The 15,219-nt window shown below is 68.0% G+C and carries 15 protein-coding genes and 2 pseudogenes; 7 read left to right on the top strand and 10 right to left on the bottom strand.

Features of this window, described 5'->3' with window-relative positions; all coding sequences use genetic code 11:
• Positions 1-74 precede the first annotated feature (74 nt).
• On the top strand, positions 75-1,418 hold the full coding sequence (locus QAD21_RS07545) for a YibE/F family protein (protein WP_280361084.1): 1,344 nt from the start codon (positions 75-77) through the stop codon (positions 1,416-1,418).
• Positions 1,419-1,433: 15 nt separating this feature from the next.
• Here QAD21_RS07545 and QAD21_RS07540 read toward each other — a convergent pair whose 3' ends face one another.
• Positions 1,434-2,279 carry a hypothetical protein gene (locus QAD21_RS07540; protein WP_171011574.1) on the bottom strand — a complete coding sequence of 282 codons (846 nt, stop codon included), beginning with the start codon at positions 2,277-2,279 and terminating at the stop codon, positions 1,434-1,436.
• Between the two features lie 306 nt (positions 2,280-2,585).
• On the opposite strand from QAD21_RS07540, the gene QAD21_RS07535 reads away from it, so the two are divergent.
• On the top strand, positions 2,586-3,824 hold the full coding sequence (locus QAD21_RS07535; RefSeq protein ID WP_280361082.1) for a TerD family protein: 1,239 nt from the start codon (positions 2,586-2,588) through the stop codon (positions 3,822-3,824).
• A gap of 24 nt (positions 3,825-3,848) precedes the next feature.
• Here the strand turns inward: QAD21_RS07535 and QAD21_RS07530 are convergent, their stop codons facing one another.
• The 4 genes and pseudogenes from QAD21_RS07530 to QAD21_RS07515 all read right to left on the bottom strand — a co-directional run bounded on the left by QAD21_RS07530 (position 3,849) and on the right by QAD21_RS07515 (position 8,030).
• The gene (locus QAD21_RS07530) at positions 3,849-5,099 is read right to left on the bottom strand and encodes an SfnB family sulfur acquisition oxidoreductase (protein WP_280361080.1); all 1,251 of its coding nucleotides are present in this window, start codon (positions 5,097-5,099) and stop codon (positions 3,849-3,851) included.
• A complete protein-coding gene (sfnG, locus tag QAD21_RS07525) occupies positions 5,096-6,223 on the bottom strand; it encodes a dimethylsulfone monooxygenase SfnG (RefSeq protein WP_058250796.1) in 1,128 nt (375 codons plus the stop codon). The genes QAD21_RS07530 and sfnG overlap by 4 nt, the downstream gene beginning before the upstream one ends.
• Positions 6,224-6,290: 67 nt before the next feature.
• Positions 6,291-7,468, bottom strand: a pseudogene (locus QAD21_RS07520) (LLM class flavin-dependent oxidoreductase).
• 199 nt (positions 7,469-7,667) lie between these two features.
• Positions 7,668-8,030: a rhodanese-like domain-containing protein gene (locus tag QAD21_RS07515; RefSeq protein WP_280361077.1), complete on the bottom strand. Its 363-nt coding sequence runs from the start codon at positions 8,028-8,030 to the stop codon at positions 7,668-7,670.
• Between QAD21_RS07515 and QAD21_RS07510 the strand changes: the two genes are divergently transcribed.
• Complete coding sequence (locus tag QAD21_RS07510; protein WP_280361075.1) at positions 8,025-8,408, top strand: Lrp/AsnC family transcriptional regulator; 384 nt, start codon at positions 8,025-8,027, stop codon at positions 8,406-8,408. The genes QAD21_RS07515 and QAD21_RS07510 overlap by 6 nt on opposite strands.
• Positions 8,409-8,442: 34 nt before the next feature.
• On the opposite strand, the gene QAD21_RS07505 is transcribed toward QAD21_RS07510, so the two are convergent.
• Complete coding sequence (locus QAD21_RS07505; protein ID WP_065631999.1) at positions 8,443-9,105, bottom strand: TetR family transcriptional regulator; 663 nt, start codon at positions 9,103-9,105, stop codon at positions 8,443-8,445.
• Positions 9,106-9,266: 161 nt separating this feature from the next.
• Here QAD21_RS07505 and QAD21_RS07500 point away from each other — a divergent pair, with 161 nt between their 5' ends.
• The 4 genes from QAD21_RS07500 (at position 9,267) to QAD21_RS07485 (ending at position 12,847) form a co-directional block, all read left to right on the top strand.
• Positions 9,267-10,382 (top strand): FAD-binding oxidoreductase, encoded by a 1,116-nt coding sequence (locus tag QAD21_RS07500; RefSeq protein WP_280361073.1) that lies wholly within the window; start codon positions 9,267-9,269, stop codon positions 10,380-10,382.
• Between the two features lie 69 nt (positions 10,383-10,451).
• Entirely contained in the window at positions 10,452-11,666 is a 1,215-nt protein-coding gene (locus QAD21_RS07495; protein ID WP_280361071.1) for an acyl-CoA desaturase, read from the top strand.
• Positions 11,667-11,756: 90 nt separating this feature from the next.
• Entirely contained in the window at positions 11,757-12,248 is a 492-nt protein-coding gene (locus tag QAD21_RS07490) for a hypothetical protein (RefSeq protein WP_065631996.1), read from the top strand.
• Between the two features lie 101 nt (positions 12,249-12,349).
• Complete coding sequence (locus QAD21_RS07485; protein WP_280361069.1) at positions 12,350-12,847, top strand: DUF4395 domain-containing protein; 498 nt, start codon at positions 12,350-12,352, stop codon at positions 12,845-12,847.
• Positions 12,848-12,858: 11 nt separating this feature from the next.
• Here the strand turns inward: QAD21_RS07485 and QAD21_RS07480 are convergent, their stop codons facing one another.
• The 4 genes and pseudogenes from QAD21_RS07480 to QAD21_RS07465 all read right to left on the bottom strand — a co-directional run bounded on the left by QAD21_RS07480 (position 12,859) and on the right by QAD21_RS07465 (position 15,216).
• Positions 12,859-13,035: a hypothetical protein gene (locus tag QAD21_RS07480; protein WP_171011688.1), complete on the bottom strand. Its 177-nt coding sequence runs from the start codon at positions 13,033-13,035 to the stop codon at positions 12,859-12,861.
• 30 nt (positions 13,036-13,065) lie between these two features.
• Positions 13,066-14,012 (bottom strand): annotated as a pseudogene (locus tag QAD21_RS07475) (Ppx/GppA phosphatase family protein).
• Positions 14,009-14,545 carry a DUF501 domain-containing protein gene (locus QAD21_RS07470; protein WP_137810720.1) on the bottom strand — a complete coding sequence of 179 codons (537 nt, stop codon included), beginning with the start codon at positions 14,543-14,545 and terminating at the stop codon, positions 14,009-14,011. Before QAD21_RS07470 ends, QAD21_RS07475 begins: the two are co-directional and overlap by 4 nt.
• Complete coding sequence (locus tag QAD21_RS07465) at positions 14,542-15,216, bottom strand: septum formation initiator family protein (RefSeq protein WP_280361067.1); 675 nt, start codon at positions 15,214-15,216, stop codon at positions 14,542-14,544. Before QAD21_RS07465 ends, QAD21_RS07470 begins: the two co-directional genes overlap by 4 nt.
• Positions 15,217-15,219: the final 3 nt, after the last annotated feature.

Genomic DNA, 15,219 nt, shown 5'->3' with positions numbered 1-15,219 from the left:
GCACTGCTGCACACCCCATCACCGCACCCGGGTCGCCCATCGCGACCCGGGTGCGGTGCGCATAGGCTCACCGCGTGAGCCGCACACATCACGGGCACGGTCATGCGCACTCGCTGTCCGACATCAGCCACACGCTGTCGCCGATCGCCCGGTGGTTCGTCATCGGCACGCTCGCGGTGACCGCGGTCGCGGTCGCGGTCGGCATGGTCGTCCTGTGGCCGTCGGATTCCGAACACCCGATCCCCACCCAGTTCCGGTCCGCCGACGGCGGGCCGATCACCACGGTCGACGGCGAGATCGTGGACCAGTTCCATGCGAATTGCCTCAACTCGGTGGCGGGATCAGTGCTCGAGACCGCCGACATACCGGTGAATCCGGTGCCGGGTGGGCCGTGCATCCTCAACGCGGTCCGGTTCACCTCCGGCGACGTGGCCGGCCAGTACACCGTCCTGGAGATCCCCACCAACCGGGCACAGGCCGGATCCGGGCCCGACACCGTGGCCCCCGCCGCCGGCACGCTCGACGAGCCCCAGGCCGGCCAGCCGACGTTGAACGTCGGTGACGGCATCCGGCTCGCGACCGTCCCCGGCCCCGGCCCCGACGGCAGCAACCGGTACAGCTTCTTCGACTTCCAGCGCGGGCCGGCGATCATCTTCTGGGCCGTGCTGTTCATCGCCGCGATCGTGCTGGTGGCGGCGTGGCGCGGGTTCCGCTCGATCATCGGGCTGGCGATCGCCTTCGGGGTACTCACCGTGTTCACGCTGCCGGCCATCCTCGACGGGTCGTCCCCTGTCGCGGTGGCGGTCGTGTCGTCGGCGGTGATCCTGTTCGTGGTCCTCTACCTCGCGCACGGTGTCAGTCTCCGGACCAGTTCGGCTCTGCTCGGGACGCTGACCTCCCTGCTGCTCGCGGGATTCCTGAGCTGGCTCGCCATCCGGACCATGAACCTCACGGGGCTCTCGGGCGATCAGACCACCAATCTGCAGGTGTATCAGGGCAACATCTCGGTCAGCGGTCTCCTGCTCGCCGGGTTCATCATCGGCACCCTCGGTGTTCTGAACGACGTCACGATCACACAGGCCTCGGCGGCCTTCGAACTGGCCGCGGCCGGCGAACCGTCACGGCTCGCGACCTTCCGCGCCGCGATGCGCGTGGGCCGCGACCACATCGCGAGCACGGTGTACACCCTCGTCTTCGCCTACGCGGGCAGTGCGCTGCCGCTGATGCTGCTGTTCTCGGTGGCCCAGCAGCCGTTGGGCGGACTGCTCACCACCGACGTCGTGGCAGTGGAGTTGGCCCGCTCGTTCGTCGGCGGAATCGCGATCGCCCTGTCGGTTCCGCTCACGACGGCGATCGCCGCCGCGCTCACGACCCCGGCGGGCGCGGGACGTACACCGGCCGCGCACGCCGCGGCCTGAGGTCACGGCCCGCGATCAGCATCGACCCTTGGGGAGGTCGGCCAGGTTCTTTCCGAGCCAATTGCCGAGCCGGGTCAGCATCTTGGTCCCGTCGGTGAACGATCCACTCCGCGGGATCGCCGCCATCGACACCGCGACCTGGCCGCTGGTCGTGGTGATGATGCCCAGTTGCCGCACCAGATGCGCCGACGACTTCGACGTCGCCGGACCCCAGCCACCCTTGACCGCGGTCACCGCTCCCTGACTGCGCCCCACCTTCGCGATACCCCACTGCTGATTCGGGGCGACGGCGCTCATCAGCCGGATGAGGTGTTCGCTGTCGGGCAGACACGGCAGGTGAGCGCCGAAGATCGCCTGGTCGCGTAGCGCCCACGCGGTGTGACCGGGGTACGACGGCGGATTGTCGACCTCGGAGGACACGTGCGTCCGGACGTCGTGGCCCTCACGGAGGACCGCACTGACAGCGTCGACGGACGCGTGCCCGCCGCCGAGCACCCCCCACAATTCGCCGGCTGCATCGTTGTCGGAGAACGTGATCGCCTTGTCCTCCATCGCGGCGACCGCGGGACCGCGCTCGCGCTGCGCGGCGAGCGACACCGGGACCTTCATCGTCGACCATGCACGTCCCGATTTGAGCGACCCGAGGGAGATGACCTCGTCCCCGCCGACGGGCACGATCGCGATCCCGAGCTGGCCGGGCAGGGACTTCCGCATCGACTTCGTCAGTGCGGCATAGCTCTTCGCGAGCTTCTTGTCGAGCGGTTCCGGGGGCTTGAACCACGTGGCGAAGGGCTCCGGCAGCGGCGGCAGCACGGGGAGCGGTATCGCCGTCGCCGAGCCCGCGCCGATCACCATCGACATCGCCACCGCGCAGAACACCACGCCGATCCTGGTCACAACATTCACATCTGTCTCCTGAGTCACTTCAGACACATGAGACTAGGGCGGTCGCGCACCAGGGACCAGGCTGTATACCCAATCGGAACCTTGCTGGGACCGGGGTCACACCCACTGACCAACCTGGCGCTGAAAACCACCCTCCACGAAAGAGCCAACATCGTATTGTCGTCGCCCCCTCTCGGTCGGGTGGTCTTCAGACGCGGGTCGCCGCCTCACATGACTACGCTGTGCGTATTCGGCCCGACTGAAATGAGGAAACGCCCGGAGATGTCTGCTCTGACCAAAGGCCAGAACGGCCCGTTGCCGACCCCCGATGTCATCGTCTCGGTGGACCTCGCGACCGCCGCCGACCTGTCGGCCCTGCTGGTCACCGACCGGGGGGTGGTGCGTACCGACGACGACTTCGTCTTCTACAACCAGCCGACCGGGCCCGGCGTCCGGCTGGAACAGGCCGCCCCAGGTTCTGCGCGACTGCACATCTCGACCGCTCGAGTACCTGCCGACATCGACGCGGTCCGCGCGGTCATCACGCTCGACGACGCGTCGTCGACCTTCGGCCGTTTCGCACCGCCGGTCGCTCACGTCACCGACGAAGCGGGCCGGCCGCTGTACGACTTCACCGTCACCGGCCTCACCAGCGAGTCGGTGGTCATCGCCCTCGAGGTGTACCGGCGCAACGGCGAGTGGAAGGTACGTGCCGTCGGTCAGGGATACGCCGGCGGTTTCGCCGATCTGGTCCGCGACCACGGGGTGAGCGTCGACGACGAGCCGCAACCGATACCCGCCCCGCCCACGCCGATCAGCTACTCGCGGCCGTCGGCGCCGACTCCCCCGGCACCCACGCCCCCGGCGGCGGCGCCGCCCACTCCCGCGCCCCCGGCACCCGCACCGCCTGCTCCCGCACCCCCGGCGCAGCCCGCCGAGGTCAGTCTGCGCAAGGGCGCCCCGGTGAGCTTGGCGAAAGGCCAAAAGGTCACCCTCCGCAAGGAGGGTGGCGTGGCACTCACCGACATCCAGATGGGACTCGGGTGGGATCCGGTGCGCGGCGGATTCGGGCGCGGGGGCTCGATCGACCTCGACGCCTCGGTGCTCATGTTCTCGGGCGGGAAATGCGTCGAGACCGTCTACTACGGTCACCTCAACAGCAAGAACCGTTCGATCCTGCACTCCGGCGACAACCTCACCGGTGAAGGCGAGGGCGACGACGAGGTCATCCGCGTTGCGCTGCAGTCGGTCCCACCCCAGATCGACGCGTTGATGTTCATCGTCACGTCGTACCGGGGCCACACGTTCGAGAAGATCGAGAACGCCTACTGCCGGCTCGTCGACGCGACGACCTCCGCCGAGCTGGCCCGTTACACCCTCAAGGGCGGGATGCCGTTCACCGCGGTCGCGATGGCGGTCATCTCCCGCGACGGCGGCGAGTGGAAACTGCGTGCGATCGGCGACGGTTTCAACGCGAAGACCCCGAAGAAGGCCGTGCCGCTCGTCGGCCGCTACCTCTGACGCCGACGCCGGACGCCCCCGCGGTCAGATCACGCCGTGCAGGGGCGGCTCCTCGCCGCGCAGAACCCAGCGCCCGATGTTCTGGTACTTCCATCGCACGGGGTCGTGCAGCGTGTGCGTCCGGGCGTCGCGCCAGAAGCGATCCAGACCCCCGCCACCGGCGGCACTGCGGGTCCCGCTCACCTCGAACAGGGCCGACGCCACCGAGGGGGCCACCCGGTCGGCCACCACCTTCGCCGTCGCGACTGCGATCGAGGCCTCCGCGACCAACTCGCGCGAGGGCGATTCCGGGGTACCTCCCACTGCCGCGTCGACTCTTCGACCGGCCGCGGCGAGGGTCGCCTCGGCGGTCGCGACCTCGACCTCCAACTCGCCGAAGCGCTGCACCAACAGCGGATCATCCACTGCTCGTTCGACATTCGCCTCGAACCACGGTCGCGACTTCGCACGCACGAACTCCGACGCCGCGCGCAGCGCACCGCGGGCGATACCGACGTCGATCGCCACATGGAGCAGCTGGGCGAAGGCGCCGTAACCGGTGGGCGCAGATGTTGCCGGTGCGCGCGCCACCAGATCCGCGAGACCCACGCCGACCCCGCTGAACCGGACGGTCCCAGAGCCGGTCGTGCGCTGTCCCACCGCATCCCAGTCGTCGACGATCTCCACGCCGTCGGCATCGGCCGGGACGAACGCCACGTACTCCCCGGGCGCGACGTCGCCGACGGCGACGTCCAACCGCGCGAGGACGGCGAGGGTGTCCGCGAACAACGAACCGGTGCAATAGAACTTCTCACCGTCGAGGACGAATAGCGTCGATGCTCGATCGGCCACCGGACTCAACCGTGTCGAGATGTCGGCGATGGTCTTGCCGCCCCGCTCGGACTGCGCGTTGGCCACCCGTCCGCCGGCGAGGACGTCGGCGAAGATGCGCTCCTGCAACACTTCTCCCGCGGACAGGCGGACGAGGTTGAGGTAGACGAAGTGGCTGTGCGGAATCTGCGCGATGCTCGCGTCCGCGGCGGCCAGGATGTACACCACCTCGGCGAGCGCACTGGGACGCAGGTCGAGACCACCGAACCGAGCCGGGACGGTGAGTGCCAGCAGCCCCGACTGCGACAGACGGTCGATCTCGGCATGGGGCAACCGACGTTCGCGGTCGCGCTCGGCCGCCCCGACCGCGAATTCGGCGGCCAGTTCGCGCGCCATCGACAGCGCCTCGGCCTCGGACCCGATCCGCACGGCGGACCGGACCCGCGCCTGGCTCACTGCGGTCACGCCACTCCCGCAGGCGTCGGGGCGGTGTCGCTCTGGGCGCCCTCGATCTCGCGCACCAGAGGCAGCACCTTCTCACCGAAGTACTCGATCTCCTCCTGGAAGTGCAGGAAGCCGCCGAGGATCAGGTCGACGCCCAGACGCTTGTAGGCGACGATGCGTTCGGCCACCTGCTCCGGGGTGCCGATCAGCTGGGTCCGGAAGCCGTCGTTGTACTGGACGAGGTCCTCGAACGACGAGTCGGCCCACATGCCCTTCTTGTCGCCTGTCGAGTTCCCGGCCTGCTGGACGGCGTCCCGGAAGCCCTCCACCGCAGGGCGATTCGCCTTCTCGACGATCTCGCGCAGAGTGTCGCGGGCCTCTTTCTCGGTGTCCCGCGCGATGATGAAGCCGTTGAGCCCGAATTTCACCTCGCGCTCGTGGGCACGTGCGACGGCGCGGAGGTCGTCGAGCTGCTCGGTCACGCCGTCGAAGTCCTTGCCGTTGGAGAAGTACCAGTCCGCGTAGCGTCCGCCGTTGTTGCGGGCGGCCGAGGAGTTCCCGCCCTGGAACAGCTCGGGGTTCGGACGCTCGACGGTGTTGAGCGGCTTGGGCTTCAGCGTGAAGTCGTGGATGCGGTAGAAGTCGCCGCGGTAATCGACCTCGTCCTCGGTCCAGATCTTGCGGATCACCTCGAGGAACTCTCCGCTGCGCCGGTACCGCTCGTCGTGCTCGAGCCACGGCTCGCCGAGGTGGGTGAACTCGTCCTTGAACCAGCCGCTGACGACGTTGATCGCGAAGCGACCCTTGGACAGGTGGTCGGCGGTGGCGCCGAGCTTCGCCAGGACGGCCGGATGCCAGAGCCCCGGGTGCACCGCCGCGATCACCTTCAGCCGCTGCGTGGCGAGCAGGAGCGCGAGGCTGAAACTGGTGGATTCGTGCTGGTATTCGGCTCCGTAGCTTGCCTCGTACCGCACCTGCGACAGCGCGTACTCGAAACCGTTGTTCTCGGCGGTCTGCGCGAGTTTGACGTTGTAGTCGTAGTCCCAACCGGTGCGTTGCTCGATGGTGCTGGTGACCAGGCCACCGCTGACGTTGGGCACCCAGTAGGCGAACTTGATCTGGTCCGCGATGGACTCGGTGGACATGGCTACCTCCGCGAGGTGTCGGTTACAAGGCGAGAAGGGACGTGGTGAAGGTGAAAAGTGTTGTCGATCAGGATGATGCGGCCTGCAGGCGCGGCAGGAACGCGGTGCGCACGGCTTCGGACGGGCCGGCCGACGCCGGGTCGAGCAGTCCGAGCCGGGCGAGAGCGGGCCGGACCCCGTCTCCGAAGTGGTACGCCTCTTCGAGATGCGGATAGCCCGACAGGATGAAGTGGTCGAGTCCGAGCGCGGCGTACTCGGCGATGAGTGCGGCCACTTCGTCGTAGGAGCCGACCAGCGCCGTACCCGCACCACCACGGACGAGCCCGACCCCGGCCCACACGCCGGGGTGGATCTCCAGCGAGTGCGGATCGTTGTGGTCGGCGAAACCGGCTCCACGACCGTGGAGTTCGGACATACGTCGCTGGCCCTCGGACTCCGAGCGCGCCAGGTTCTGCTGCGCAGTCGCGACCTGGGCCGGATCGAGCGCACCGAGCAGACGGGCCGCCTCGGCCCAGGCCTGCTCCGACGTCTCGCGGGCGATCACGTGAAAACGGATGCCGTGCGAGAGTTCCCGGCCCTGCGCGGCCGCGAGACCGTTGACCCACGCGATCTTCTCGGCCACCGCGTCCGGACGCTCGCCCCAGGTGAGGTAGGTGTCGGCGTGCTTGGCGGCGACGTCACCGGCGGCCGGCGACGATCCGCCGAAGAAGATCTCCGGCGTCGGATCGGGACGACGTCCGAGCTGCGCACCCTCGACGCGCAGGTACTTCCCCACCACGTCGACGGGCGCTTCCTCGGTCCAGAGCCGGCGGATGATCTCCAGGTACTCGTCGCAACGCTCGTACCGCGCGTTCTTCGCCAGGAAGTCGCCGAAGGCGCGCTGTTCACTCGACTCGCCACCGGTGACGACGTTGACCAGAAGGCGGCCCTGCGAATGCCACTGGAACGTGGCGGCCATCTGGGCGGCCAGCGTCGGCGAGATGAGCCCGGGGCGGAACGCCACCAGGAATTTGAGGCTTTCGGTGGCGTCGATCAGAGCGGCGGTGGTCAGCCAGGCGTCCTCGCACCAGAGACCTGCCGGGGTCAGGACGGCTTCGAAGCCGTTGGCCTCGGCGGCGCCGGCGAGCTGTTTGAGGTACCGCAGATCGGCGGCCGGTCCCCTGTCATCTGGCTGCCGTGGCCGCCCGCGATCAGATTGCGCGAGTCGCCGTAGGTGGGCAGGAACCAGTGGAAATGCAGAGACACCGCGAGGGCACCTTTCGGTCGGGTCGGCACGTGACGAGCACGACACCGCCTCGACTCCCGCCTCGAGGCGAGTGGGCCGGCGCGGTGCCTCGGCCCAGTGTCCGGCACCATCGCGTCGACGGACCACAGTTGAAATCGCCCTGAGGGCAAATCGACAACCGCGGGGCCCGGCCGCTAGGCGTCGGCGGACACGACTGTTTCAGCAGTCACAGACCACCGAGTCCAGTGGCACGGTGAGCGGGTCTTTGGACCGGATGATCCTGCTGTGATCATTCTCGACGGGGTAGCCCTCGCGCGCCCAGTACTCGTAACCGCCGATCATCTCCTTGACCCGGTAACCCAGCTTGGCGAACTCCAGCGCGGCCCGCGTCGAACCATTGCATCCGGGCCCCCAGCAGTACGTCACAACCGGTGTGCTCGTTGCTATCTCGTCGACAGCGCGCGCGGCGATCTGTGCCGTCGGCATGTGCACGGCTCCGACGATGCGCCCCTGCCCCCACGCCGCCTTACCTCGTGAGTCGATCAAGACGAAGTTCACACCGCGTTCCTGATCGGCGTGCACGTCGGACGCATCGGTCTCGAAGCCCGCCTCGAAGAATCCGGGGTGATCAGCGGCTACAGCGCCAGCGTCGACCCCGAGCGGCTCGGGTTCGCGATCCTGGCCTTCCTACGGCTGCGGTATCCCAGCAGCAGGTACGAGCCGTTGCACACCCTGCTCGCGGAGCTACCCGAAGTCATCGAGGCGCATCACGTCACCGGCGACGACTGTTTCATCATGAAGGTCGTCGCCACCGACATGAAGCACCTGGAACGGGTCAGCGGCATGGTCGGAACCCTCGGCAGCGTCACCACCAATGTGGTCTACTCCTCCCCGCTGCCACCTCGCCCGCTACTCCCGCCCGGCGGGTCGGGACTCACCGAGAGCGCGGACAACCTGTAGGTCGGCGACTACCAGGGCGTCCGATTCCCGCAGCTCAGTCGGTCGATGGACGCCATTGACCCATGCCGAGGAAGACCATCACGAGTTGCCGCTCGGTGCGCTCGACGATCTCCTGCTCGGCGGAACGTCCGCGATACTCACCGTCGAGCAGATCGGCCACCGCGGTGAGCATGATGATGACGATCAGCTCCGCTGCCAGTTCGAGGTCGTCTGATTGCCACCGTGCCAGGTCCGGCATCCGGGCGAGATCGATCGCGAGTTCCTTGGAGAACAACCGGAGTTCGGTGTCGATCGCACGACGGATCTCGGCGATGCCGCCCCGCTGCTCGCGCACCAGGAACCGGAATTGCGACTCGTTCTCGCGGACGTGCCGCAGCAGGATGGCCAGCGAGTTCTGTGCGGTGGGCAGGGCGTCACGCGCCGCCAGGTCGCGTCGTCCCTCACGCAGCGCCCGTCGCAGGACGCGCATCGAGTCCTCGACGACGGTGACCCCGAGATCCTCCATCGATGCGAAGTGGCGATAGAAGGCGGTCGGCACGATCCCGGCGCCACGGGCGACCTCACGGAGGCTGATGCTGCCGAAACTGCGCTCGCCGACCAGTGACCGCGTGGTGTCCAGCAACGCCTGTCGCGTCTGGTTCTTGCGGTCCGCACGGGTCTGCGCATCGCGCCGGCTCGGCTCTCGCGTGCGTGTCACGCATCCGAGTCTATGCGTCGGGTCGGCCGACGCGGCGGAGAGGCACAGGCGGTGTCGTGACGGCAGTCACATCAGCGAACACTTGACGATCGACCATCGCGCTGTGTCACACTTGCCGGTGTACACCTGTACACCGAAACAGACCGAACGGAGCCCAGCCCATGAGCATCCGCACACCCCAGGACCAGACCCGCGCCGACACCGGCGCCGAGCCCGGCCGGTGGAGCCGTCTGGTCGGTTCGATCGTGGAGGCAGCGCTGTCGCCGCATCCGGTCGACCGCTACCTCGAGTTGCTCGATCCGATGATCACCTGGCGCGATCTGCGCGGCGAGATCACCCGTGTCGAGCGTCCCACGGCGCGCACCGTCCGCCTCACCATTCGTCCGACCCGTCAGTGGCGAGGCCACGAGGCCGGCCAGTTCGTGCAGCTCAAGGTCGTCATCGACGGCGTTCGGCACACCCGCTGCTTCTCGCCGGCCAACGCCGCCGCGGGCCCGGACGGCGAGATCGAGCTGACCATCACCGCACACGACGACGGTTTCGTGTCCACCCACCTTCGTGAGCACGCCCGCGCCGGGGACGTCGTCGGGCTGTCCGCCGCCGACGGCGAGTTCGTGCTTCCCGACACCGACCCGACGTCGGCGGTCTTCGTCAGCGGCGGCAGCGGGATTACACCTGTACTCTCAATGGCGCGAACACTCGTCGCCCGACAGTACGCGGGACCGATCACGTTCGTGCACTATGCGCGCACCCCGGCCGACGTCGCCTACCGCGACGAGCTGCGTGAGCTCGCGGACAGCCATCCCCGGTTCGACCTGCGCGTGTACCACACGCGCGACGACGGACACTTCAGCGCCGACCACCTCGAGGGAATCCCGGGGTTGTCCGACGCCGACGTGTTCGTCTGCGGCCCCGCCGCCCTCATGGACGAGGTCGCACGGGTCCATGCCGAGCTCGCCATCACCCAGCCGTTGCACAGCGAGGCCTTCGCGCCGGTCATCCCGGCCGTCGACCCGGACTCCGTCGAGGGCGAGGTCACGTTCTCCTCGTCGGGGACGTCGGCAACCAACGACGGCCGTCCGATCCTGGACCAGGCCGAAGCGGCCGGGCTCACGCCCGAATCCGGGTGCCGGATGGGGATCTGCTTCTCCTGCGTCGCGACGAAGAAGTCGGGGTGCACCCGCAACGTCCTGACCGGCGAGATCGACGACGAGTCCGACACCCAGATCCAGCTGTGCATCAGCGCGCCGGTCGGCTCGGTCGACATCGACATCTGATGTCCACGAGCTGATCCCCCAGATCCACCCTTCCCAGCCACATCTCCTCTCCGAGAAGGAGGCAATGCCATGACCATCGACATCAGCCGTGACGTCGAGACCACCATCGACGACAACCTGCCCGCGCTGCACCGCGTCGGCGCCGACCAGAAGGTCGCGGACGATCCCAACACCGTCGTCATGTCCTACGAGCAGGTCGAGGCGCTCGGGCGAGACCTCGACGCCCTGCGGGCCCGGATCGTCGCCGACCTGGGCCAGAAGGACCGCGACTACCTCTACTCGGTGATCCGCGCCCAGCGCGGCTTCGAGATCGGCGGACGCGCACTCATGTACCTCGGGTTCTTCCCGCCCGCGTGGATCGCCGCGGTGGGCGCCCTCTCGGTGTCGAAGATCCTCGACAACATGGAGATCGGCCACAACGTCATGCACGGTCAGTACGACTGGATGCGCGAGGACACCTACAACTCCCGCGAGTTCGAGTGGGACACCGTCTGTCCGGCCGATCAGTGGAAGCACAGCCACAACTACCTGCACCACACCTTCACCAACATCCTGGGTGAGGACCGCGACATCGGTTACGGCATCCTGCGAATGGACCGCGATCAGAAGTGGAACCCCTACTACCTGGGCAACCTCGGCTACGCGACCGCACTCATGCTGCTCTTCGAGTGGGGCGTCATGCTGCACGACCTCGAAGCCGAGAACGTCATCGCCGGCAAGCGCAAGTGGAGTGACATCAAGGGCCTGGTGAAAGGCATGTGGCGCAAGGCCGGTCGTCAGGTCCTCAAGGACTACGTCGTCTTCCCCGCGCTCACGGGCCCGCTCTTCGTCCCGACCCTCATCGGTAACGCGACCGCCAACCTGGTGCGCAACGTGTGGACCTACTCGATCATCTTCTGTGGCCACTTCCCCAGCGGTGCACAGACATTCACGTCCGAGGAATGCCAGAACGAGACGCGGGGCCAGTGGTACCTGCGGCAGATGCTCGGTTCGGCCAACATCACCGGCAGCCCGTTGTTCCATGTGATGAGCGGCAACCTCTCGCACCAGATCGAGCACCACCTCTTCCCCGACATCCCGGCCAGTCGCTACCCCGAGATGTCCGCGGAGGTCCAGGAGATCTGCGAACGCTACGGACTGCCGTACAACACCGGCTCGCTGAGCCACCAGCTCGCGTCGACCTGGAAGAAGATCGCGAAGCTGTCGTTGCCCAATTGGATGACGCGCGACGACAACGATCTCACCGTCATCGTCGAGCGCGAGAAGCCCGCCTCGGTCGCCTGACGCCGGTTTGATCGGTGTGCCCCGGGGGTAGGCTCTGGGCACACCGATCAGGCTCCAGCCGCAACCAACTGCAGGGGGATTCCCGAAGCGATGGTCGACAGCATCGAACGCAACAAGGATCTGTTCCAGGAATTGATCGAGTCCACGGCCACCCATGTCGGCCGGATAGCAACCATCATCACCGGAGCCGTCGCGGGCGTGACCCGCGAGATCGGTGAGATCGTGACCGACGGGTTCGAGATGCGCGAGGCCGCCCGCAAGGCCAAAGCCGACGCCCACCCGCGATACGACGCGAGCGGCATCATCGATGCCGAGTTCGCGGACGCGTCGTCCGAGGTGGACACCTCGGCCCCGTACGCCGAATCCGAACAGGCCAGAGAGGTGACCGGAGTGGACATGGACGAACTGCCAGACCGCATCGACGTCGGTGAGCAGACCGGTATCGACCAAGAGGGCGAGGTCTCCCGCGAGGCTGAACTCGCCTCCGACGGCGGCGAGACCGACAAGGACGAACCGGACGTCGACGACCCGCGGGACATCGCCGCGTCCGAGCCGCGAATGGACCCGACCGCAGGGTCCTGACCGGCACCGATCGATTCACCCTGGGCGCAATCGTTGCCCGATGGGGCCGTCGCACGTACCTTGGTCGGCGATTGTCCCCGCTCTCCGGAGGTTGTTGCCCGATGTCGGTGCGCTCTGTCCTCACGTTCCCGAACCCGGTCAACGACTATGCCGCGCGCAGTACCGCCGGGTTGGTCGTCGTCCTCGCGATCATCGCGGTGTCGGTGAACACGCCCGTGCTCTACGGCATCCTCGCCCTGGGGTTCGCGATGCGTGTGGCATCGGGACCGACCCTGTCGCCTTTCGGGCAACTCTCGGTGCGCTTCCTCGTGCCGAAGATCATCCGCAAGGAGAAGCTGGTCCCGGGGCCGCCCAAGCGGTTCGCCCAGACCATCGGTCTCGTCGTCAGCGGGACCGCCTTCGTGCTCAGCCTGCTCGGCTACGGGCTCGCCGCCCAACTCGCCACGGGCGTGCTGATCGCCGCCGCTACGCTCGAGGCCGTCTTCGGCTTCTGCCTGGGCTGCACGATCTTCGGATTCCTGCAGCGCCGCGGTGTCATCCCCGAGTCGGTCTGCGAGGCGTGCAACAACATCTCGCTGCGCGATCCGGCTGCCGTCTGATCCGACGCCGCTCAGCCGTCGGACTTCACCGAACGGTCGGGAACGGTCATGGCCATCATCATGATCTCGGTCTCGCTGTAGTCGCGGCCGGGATGTTCGGCGGCGAGGTGGGCCTGGACCGACGGCACGAAGTCGGCTTCGAGGGCCGTGATGGACTCACCGCAGGGGCAACGCAGGTTGTATGCCATGCGACGCATGGTAACTGGATCGAGCACTGCTCAGTCGAGTATTCCCAACGCGATCCCGTCGAGGATGTCGTGTTCGCTCACGACGAGTTCGTCGATACCGGCACTTTCCGACAGCACTCTCGCGAGCTCGAGGGTGATCAGTGATCCGCCGCCGATGACGTCGACGCGCCCGGGGTGCATCGGTCCGAGCGCCGCGCGGTCGGCGCGTGTCATACCGATCAGGTTCCGGCAGACCCGGTCGAGTTCGGGCAGCGAGATCGTCGACAGATGGATCGCGTCCGAGTCGTACTCGGGGAGGCCGGCACCGAGCGCGGCGAGCGTCGTCATCGTGCCGGCGACGCCCACCCAGGTGCGAGCGGACTGAACCGGCACCGCGGCGAACGCCTCGGCGAGACGTTCGCGCGCGAACTCGGTCGCCGCGGCCAGCTCCGTCGGCGTGGGCGGGTCGGACGGCAGGGCACGCTCGGTCAGCCGAACACACCCGATGTCGGCCGAGTACGCCGCGGTCACACCGTCCGCATCGCCCAGGACGACTTCCGTCGAACCGCCGCCGAGGTCGGTGACCACGAACGGCCCATCCGCCGCATCCAATTCGCCGACTGCCCGCGGAACGACAGCCGCGCCTCCTCGTCGCCGGTGATGACCTCGGCGATCGCGCCGGTGGACACGCACCCGAGCAGATCGGCGGTCATGGCGAAGAACTCGTCGCGATTCGACGCGTCACGGGTCGCGGAGGTGGCGACCATCCGCACTCTCTCGACGCCGAGCGCTTCCATCGTGTCGACATAGTCGCTGAGGGCGACGCGCGTCCGCTCGATCGATTCCGCGGCGAACATCCCGGTCGCGTCGACGCCGTAACCCAGTCGGACCACACGCATCTCACGATGGAGATCGACGAGGCGCCCGTCCGGGCCCGGCTTCGCCACGAGCAGGCGCATCGAGTTGGTGCCGCAGTCCACGGCTCCGACGACGGTCACTCGTCGGTCCCCGCGTCCGACGGCTCGGGCCAGTCCTCCGGAATCGCGGTGCCGCGCAACCCGTTCGCGGCCGCGAGCGCCACCGCCTCGTCACCGAGCGGATTGAGTCCCGGACCCTTGGCGAGGGAGTGCGCGATCAGGACGTGCAGGCACTTCACCCGGTCCGGCATACCGCCACCGGTGAAATCGGTGCCGAGGGGTTCGATCGCGTCGCGTTCGGCGAGATAGTCCTCGTGCGCACGGCGGTACGCCGCGGCGAGTTCGGCGTCGTCGTGCAGGCGCGCGGTCATGCCCTTCATGACACCGGCCGACTCCTGGCGGCTCGCCTCGGCGGTCAGACGCGGATCGGTCAGGTAGTACAACGTCGGGAACGGTGTGCCGTCGGGCAGCCGGGGCGCGGTCTTGACGACCGCGGGCTTCCCGTCAGGTGTGCGGTAGCTGATCTCGAGGACCCCGCGCGGTTCGCGTCCGAGCTGGGCGGCCACCGTGGCGAGATCCTCCGCGGAGACACCGTGGCCGGAGGAGGAACTCACTGCACGCCGGGAGGGGTCGACAGGGTGTCCCAGAGATTTCCGTACCACGGTGCGCGAGCGCGCTCTTCGGCACGTTCGGCGGCCTCGCGCCGTGCCTCGTCGGCGGGGAACAACATCACGAGCGGGATCTCTCCTGGTTTGACGAACTGCAGACGCGTCCGCGCCTGGGCCTCGATGTAGGCGGGATCGTTCTGCTCGTTGACCTTCTGCTGATAGTCCGCGACCTCGCGTTGCAGCTGCTCGTTCGACGCGGTCAGCTGACGGAATTCCGAACGCTGACTGAAGTACGTCCGCAGCGGCATCGCGAGGGTCAGTGCCACCACGCACACCACCACGACGGTGATGACGAGCGTCGCAAGGCCGGCCGGGGTCATCTCGACACCACGCAGGCGGGCGCCGATGCCGGCGCGGACCGGACGTCGGCGGGTTCGAGGCACGCGCTCCGGCGCCACCCGACGGACCCCGGAATCCGAGGTGTCGTCGGCGACCGGTGCGTCGAGATCGGCGGGAAGCTCGTGCCCCGCCGCCTCGACCGCTTCCTCGGGCACCGTCGACGACGCAGGACGAGCGTGCCGCCGCGTGCGACGGGCGCGTTCGCGTGAGCGCGCGTCTACCCGACGATCGCGCCCACGCTGACGCCCGTCACCGCGGTGACGTCGCTGCGAAGCCATGCA

This window comes from Gordonia sp. SMJS1, from assembly GCF_029866425.1.
Classification (GTDB): domain Bacteria; phylum Actinomycetota; class Actinomycetes; order Mycobacteriales; family Mycobacteriaceae; genus Gordonia; species Gordonia hongkongensis.
This window is presented reverse-complemented; position numbering and strand designations above follow the sequence as displayed.

What these genes read in the sequence shown, in the direction of transcription:
- QAD21_RS07490 (WP_065631996.1), top strand. Translation starts at nt 11,757, where the DNA reads ATGGTCGACAGCATCGAACGCAACAAGGATCTGTTCCAGGAATTGATC.
- sfnG (WP_058250796.1), bottom strand. Translation starts at nt 6,223, where the DNA reads ATGTCCACCGAGTCCATCGCGGACCAGATCAAGTTCGCCTACTGGGTG.
- QAD21_RS07480 (WP_171011688.1), bottom strand. Translation starts at nt 13,035, where the DNA reads ATGGCATACAACCTGCGTTGCCCCTGCGGTGAGTCCATCACGGCCCTC.
- QAD21_RS07540 (WP_171011574.1), bottom strand. Translation starts at nt 2,279, where the DNA reads ATGTCGATGGTGATCGGCGCGGGCTCGGCGACGGCGATACCGCTCCCC.
- QAD21_RS07465 (WP_280361067.1), bottom strand. Translation starts at nt 15,216, where the DNA reads ATGGCTTCGCAGCGACGTCACCGCGGTGACGGGCGTCAGCGTGGGCGC.
- QAD21_RS07485 (WP_280361069.1), top strand. Translation starts at nt 12,350, where the DNA reads ATGTCGGTGCGCTCTGTCCTCACGTTCCCGAACCCGGTCAACGACTAT.
- QAD21_RS07495 (WP_280361071.1), top strand. Translation starts at nt 10,452, where the DNA reads ATGACCATCGACATCAGCCGTGACGTCGAGACCACCATCGACGACAAC.
- QAD21_RS07535 (WP_280361082.1), top strand. Translation starts at nt 2,586, where the DNA reads ATGTCTGCTCTGACCAAAGGCCAGAACGGCCCGTTGCCGACCCCCGAT.
- QAD21_RS07500 (WP_280361073.1), top strand. Translation starts at nt 9,267, where the DNA reads ATGAGCATCCGCACACCCCAGGACCAGACCCGCGCCGACACCGGCGCC.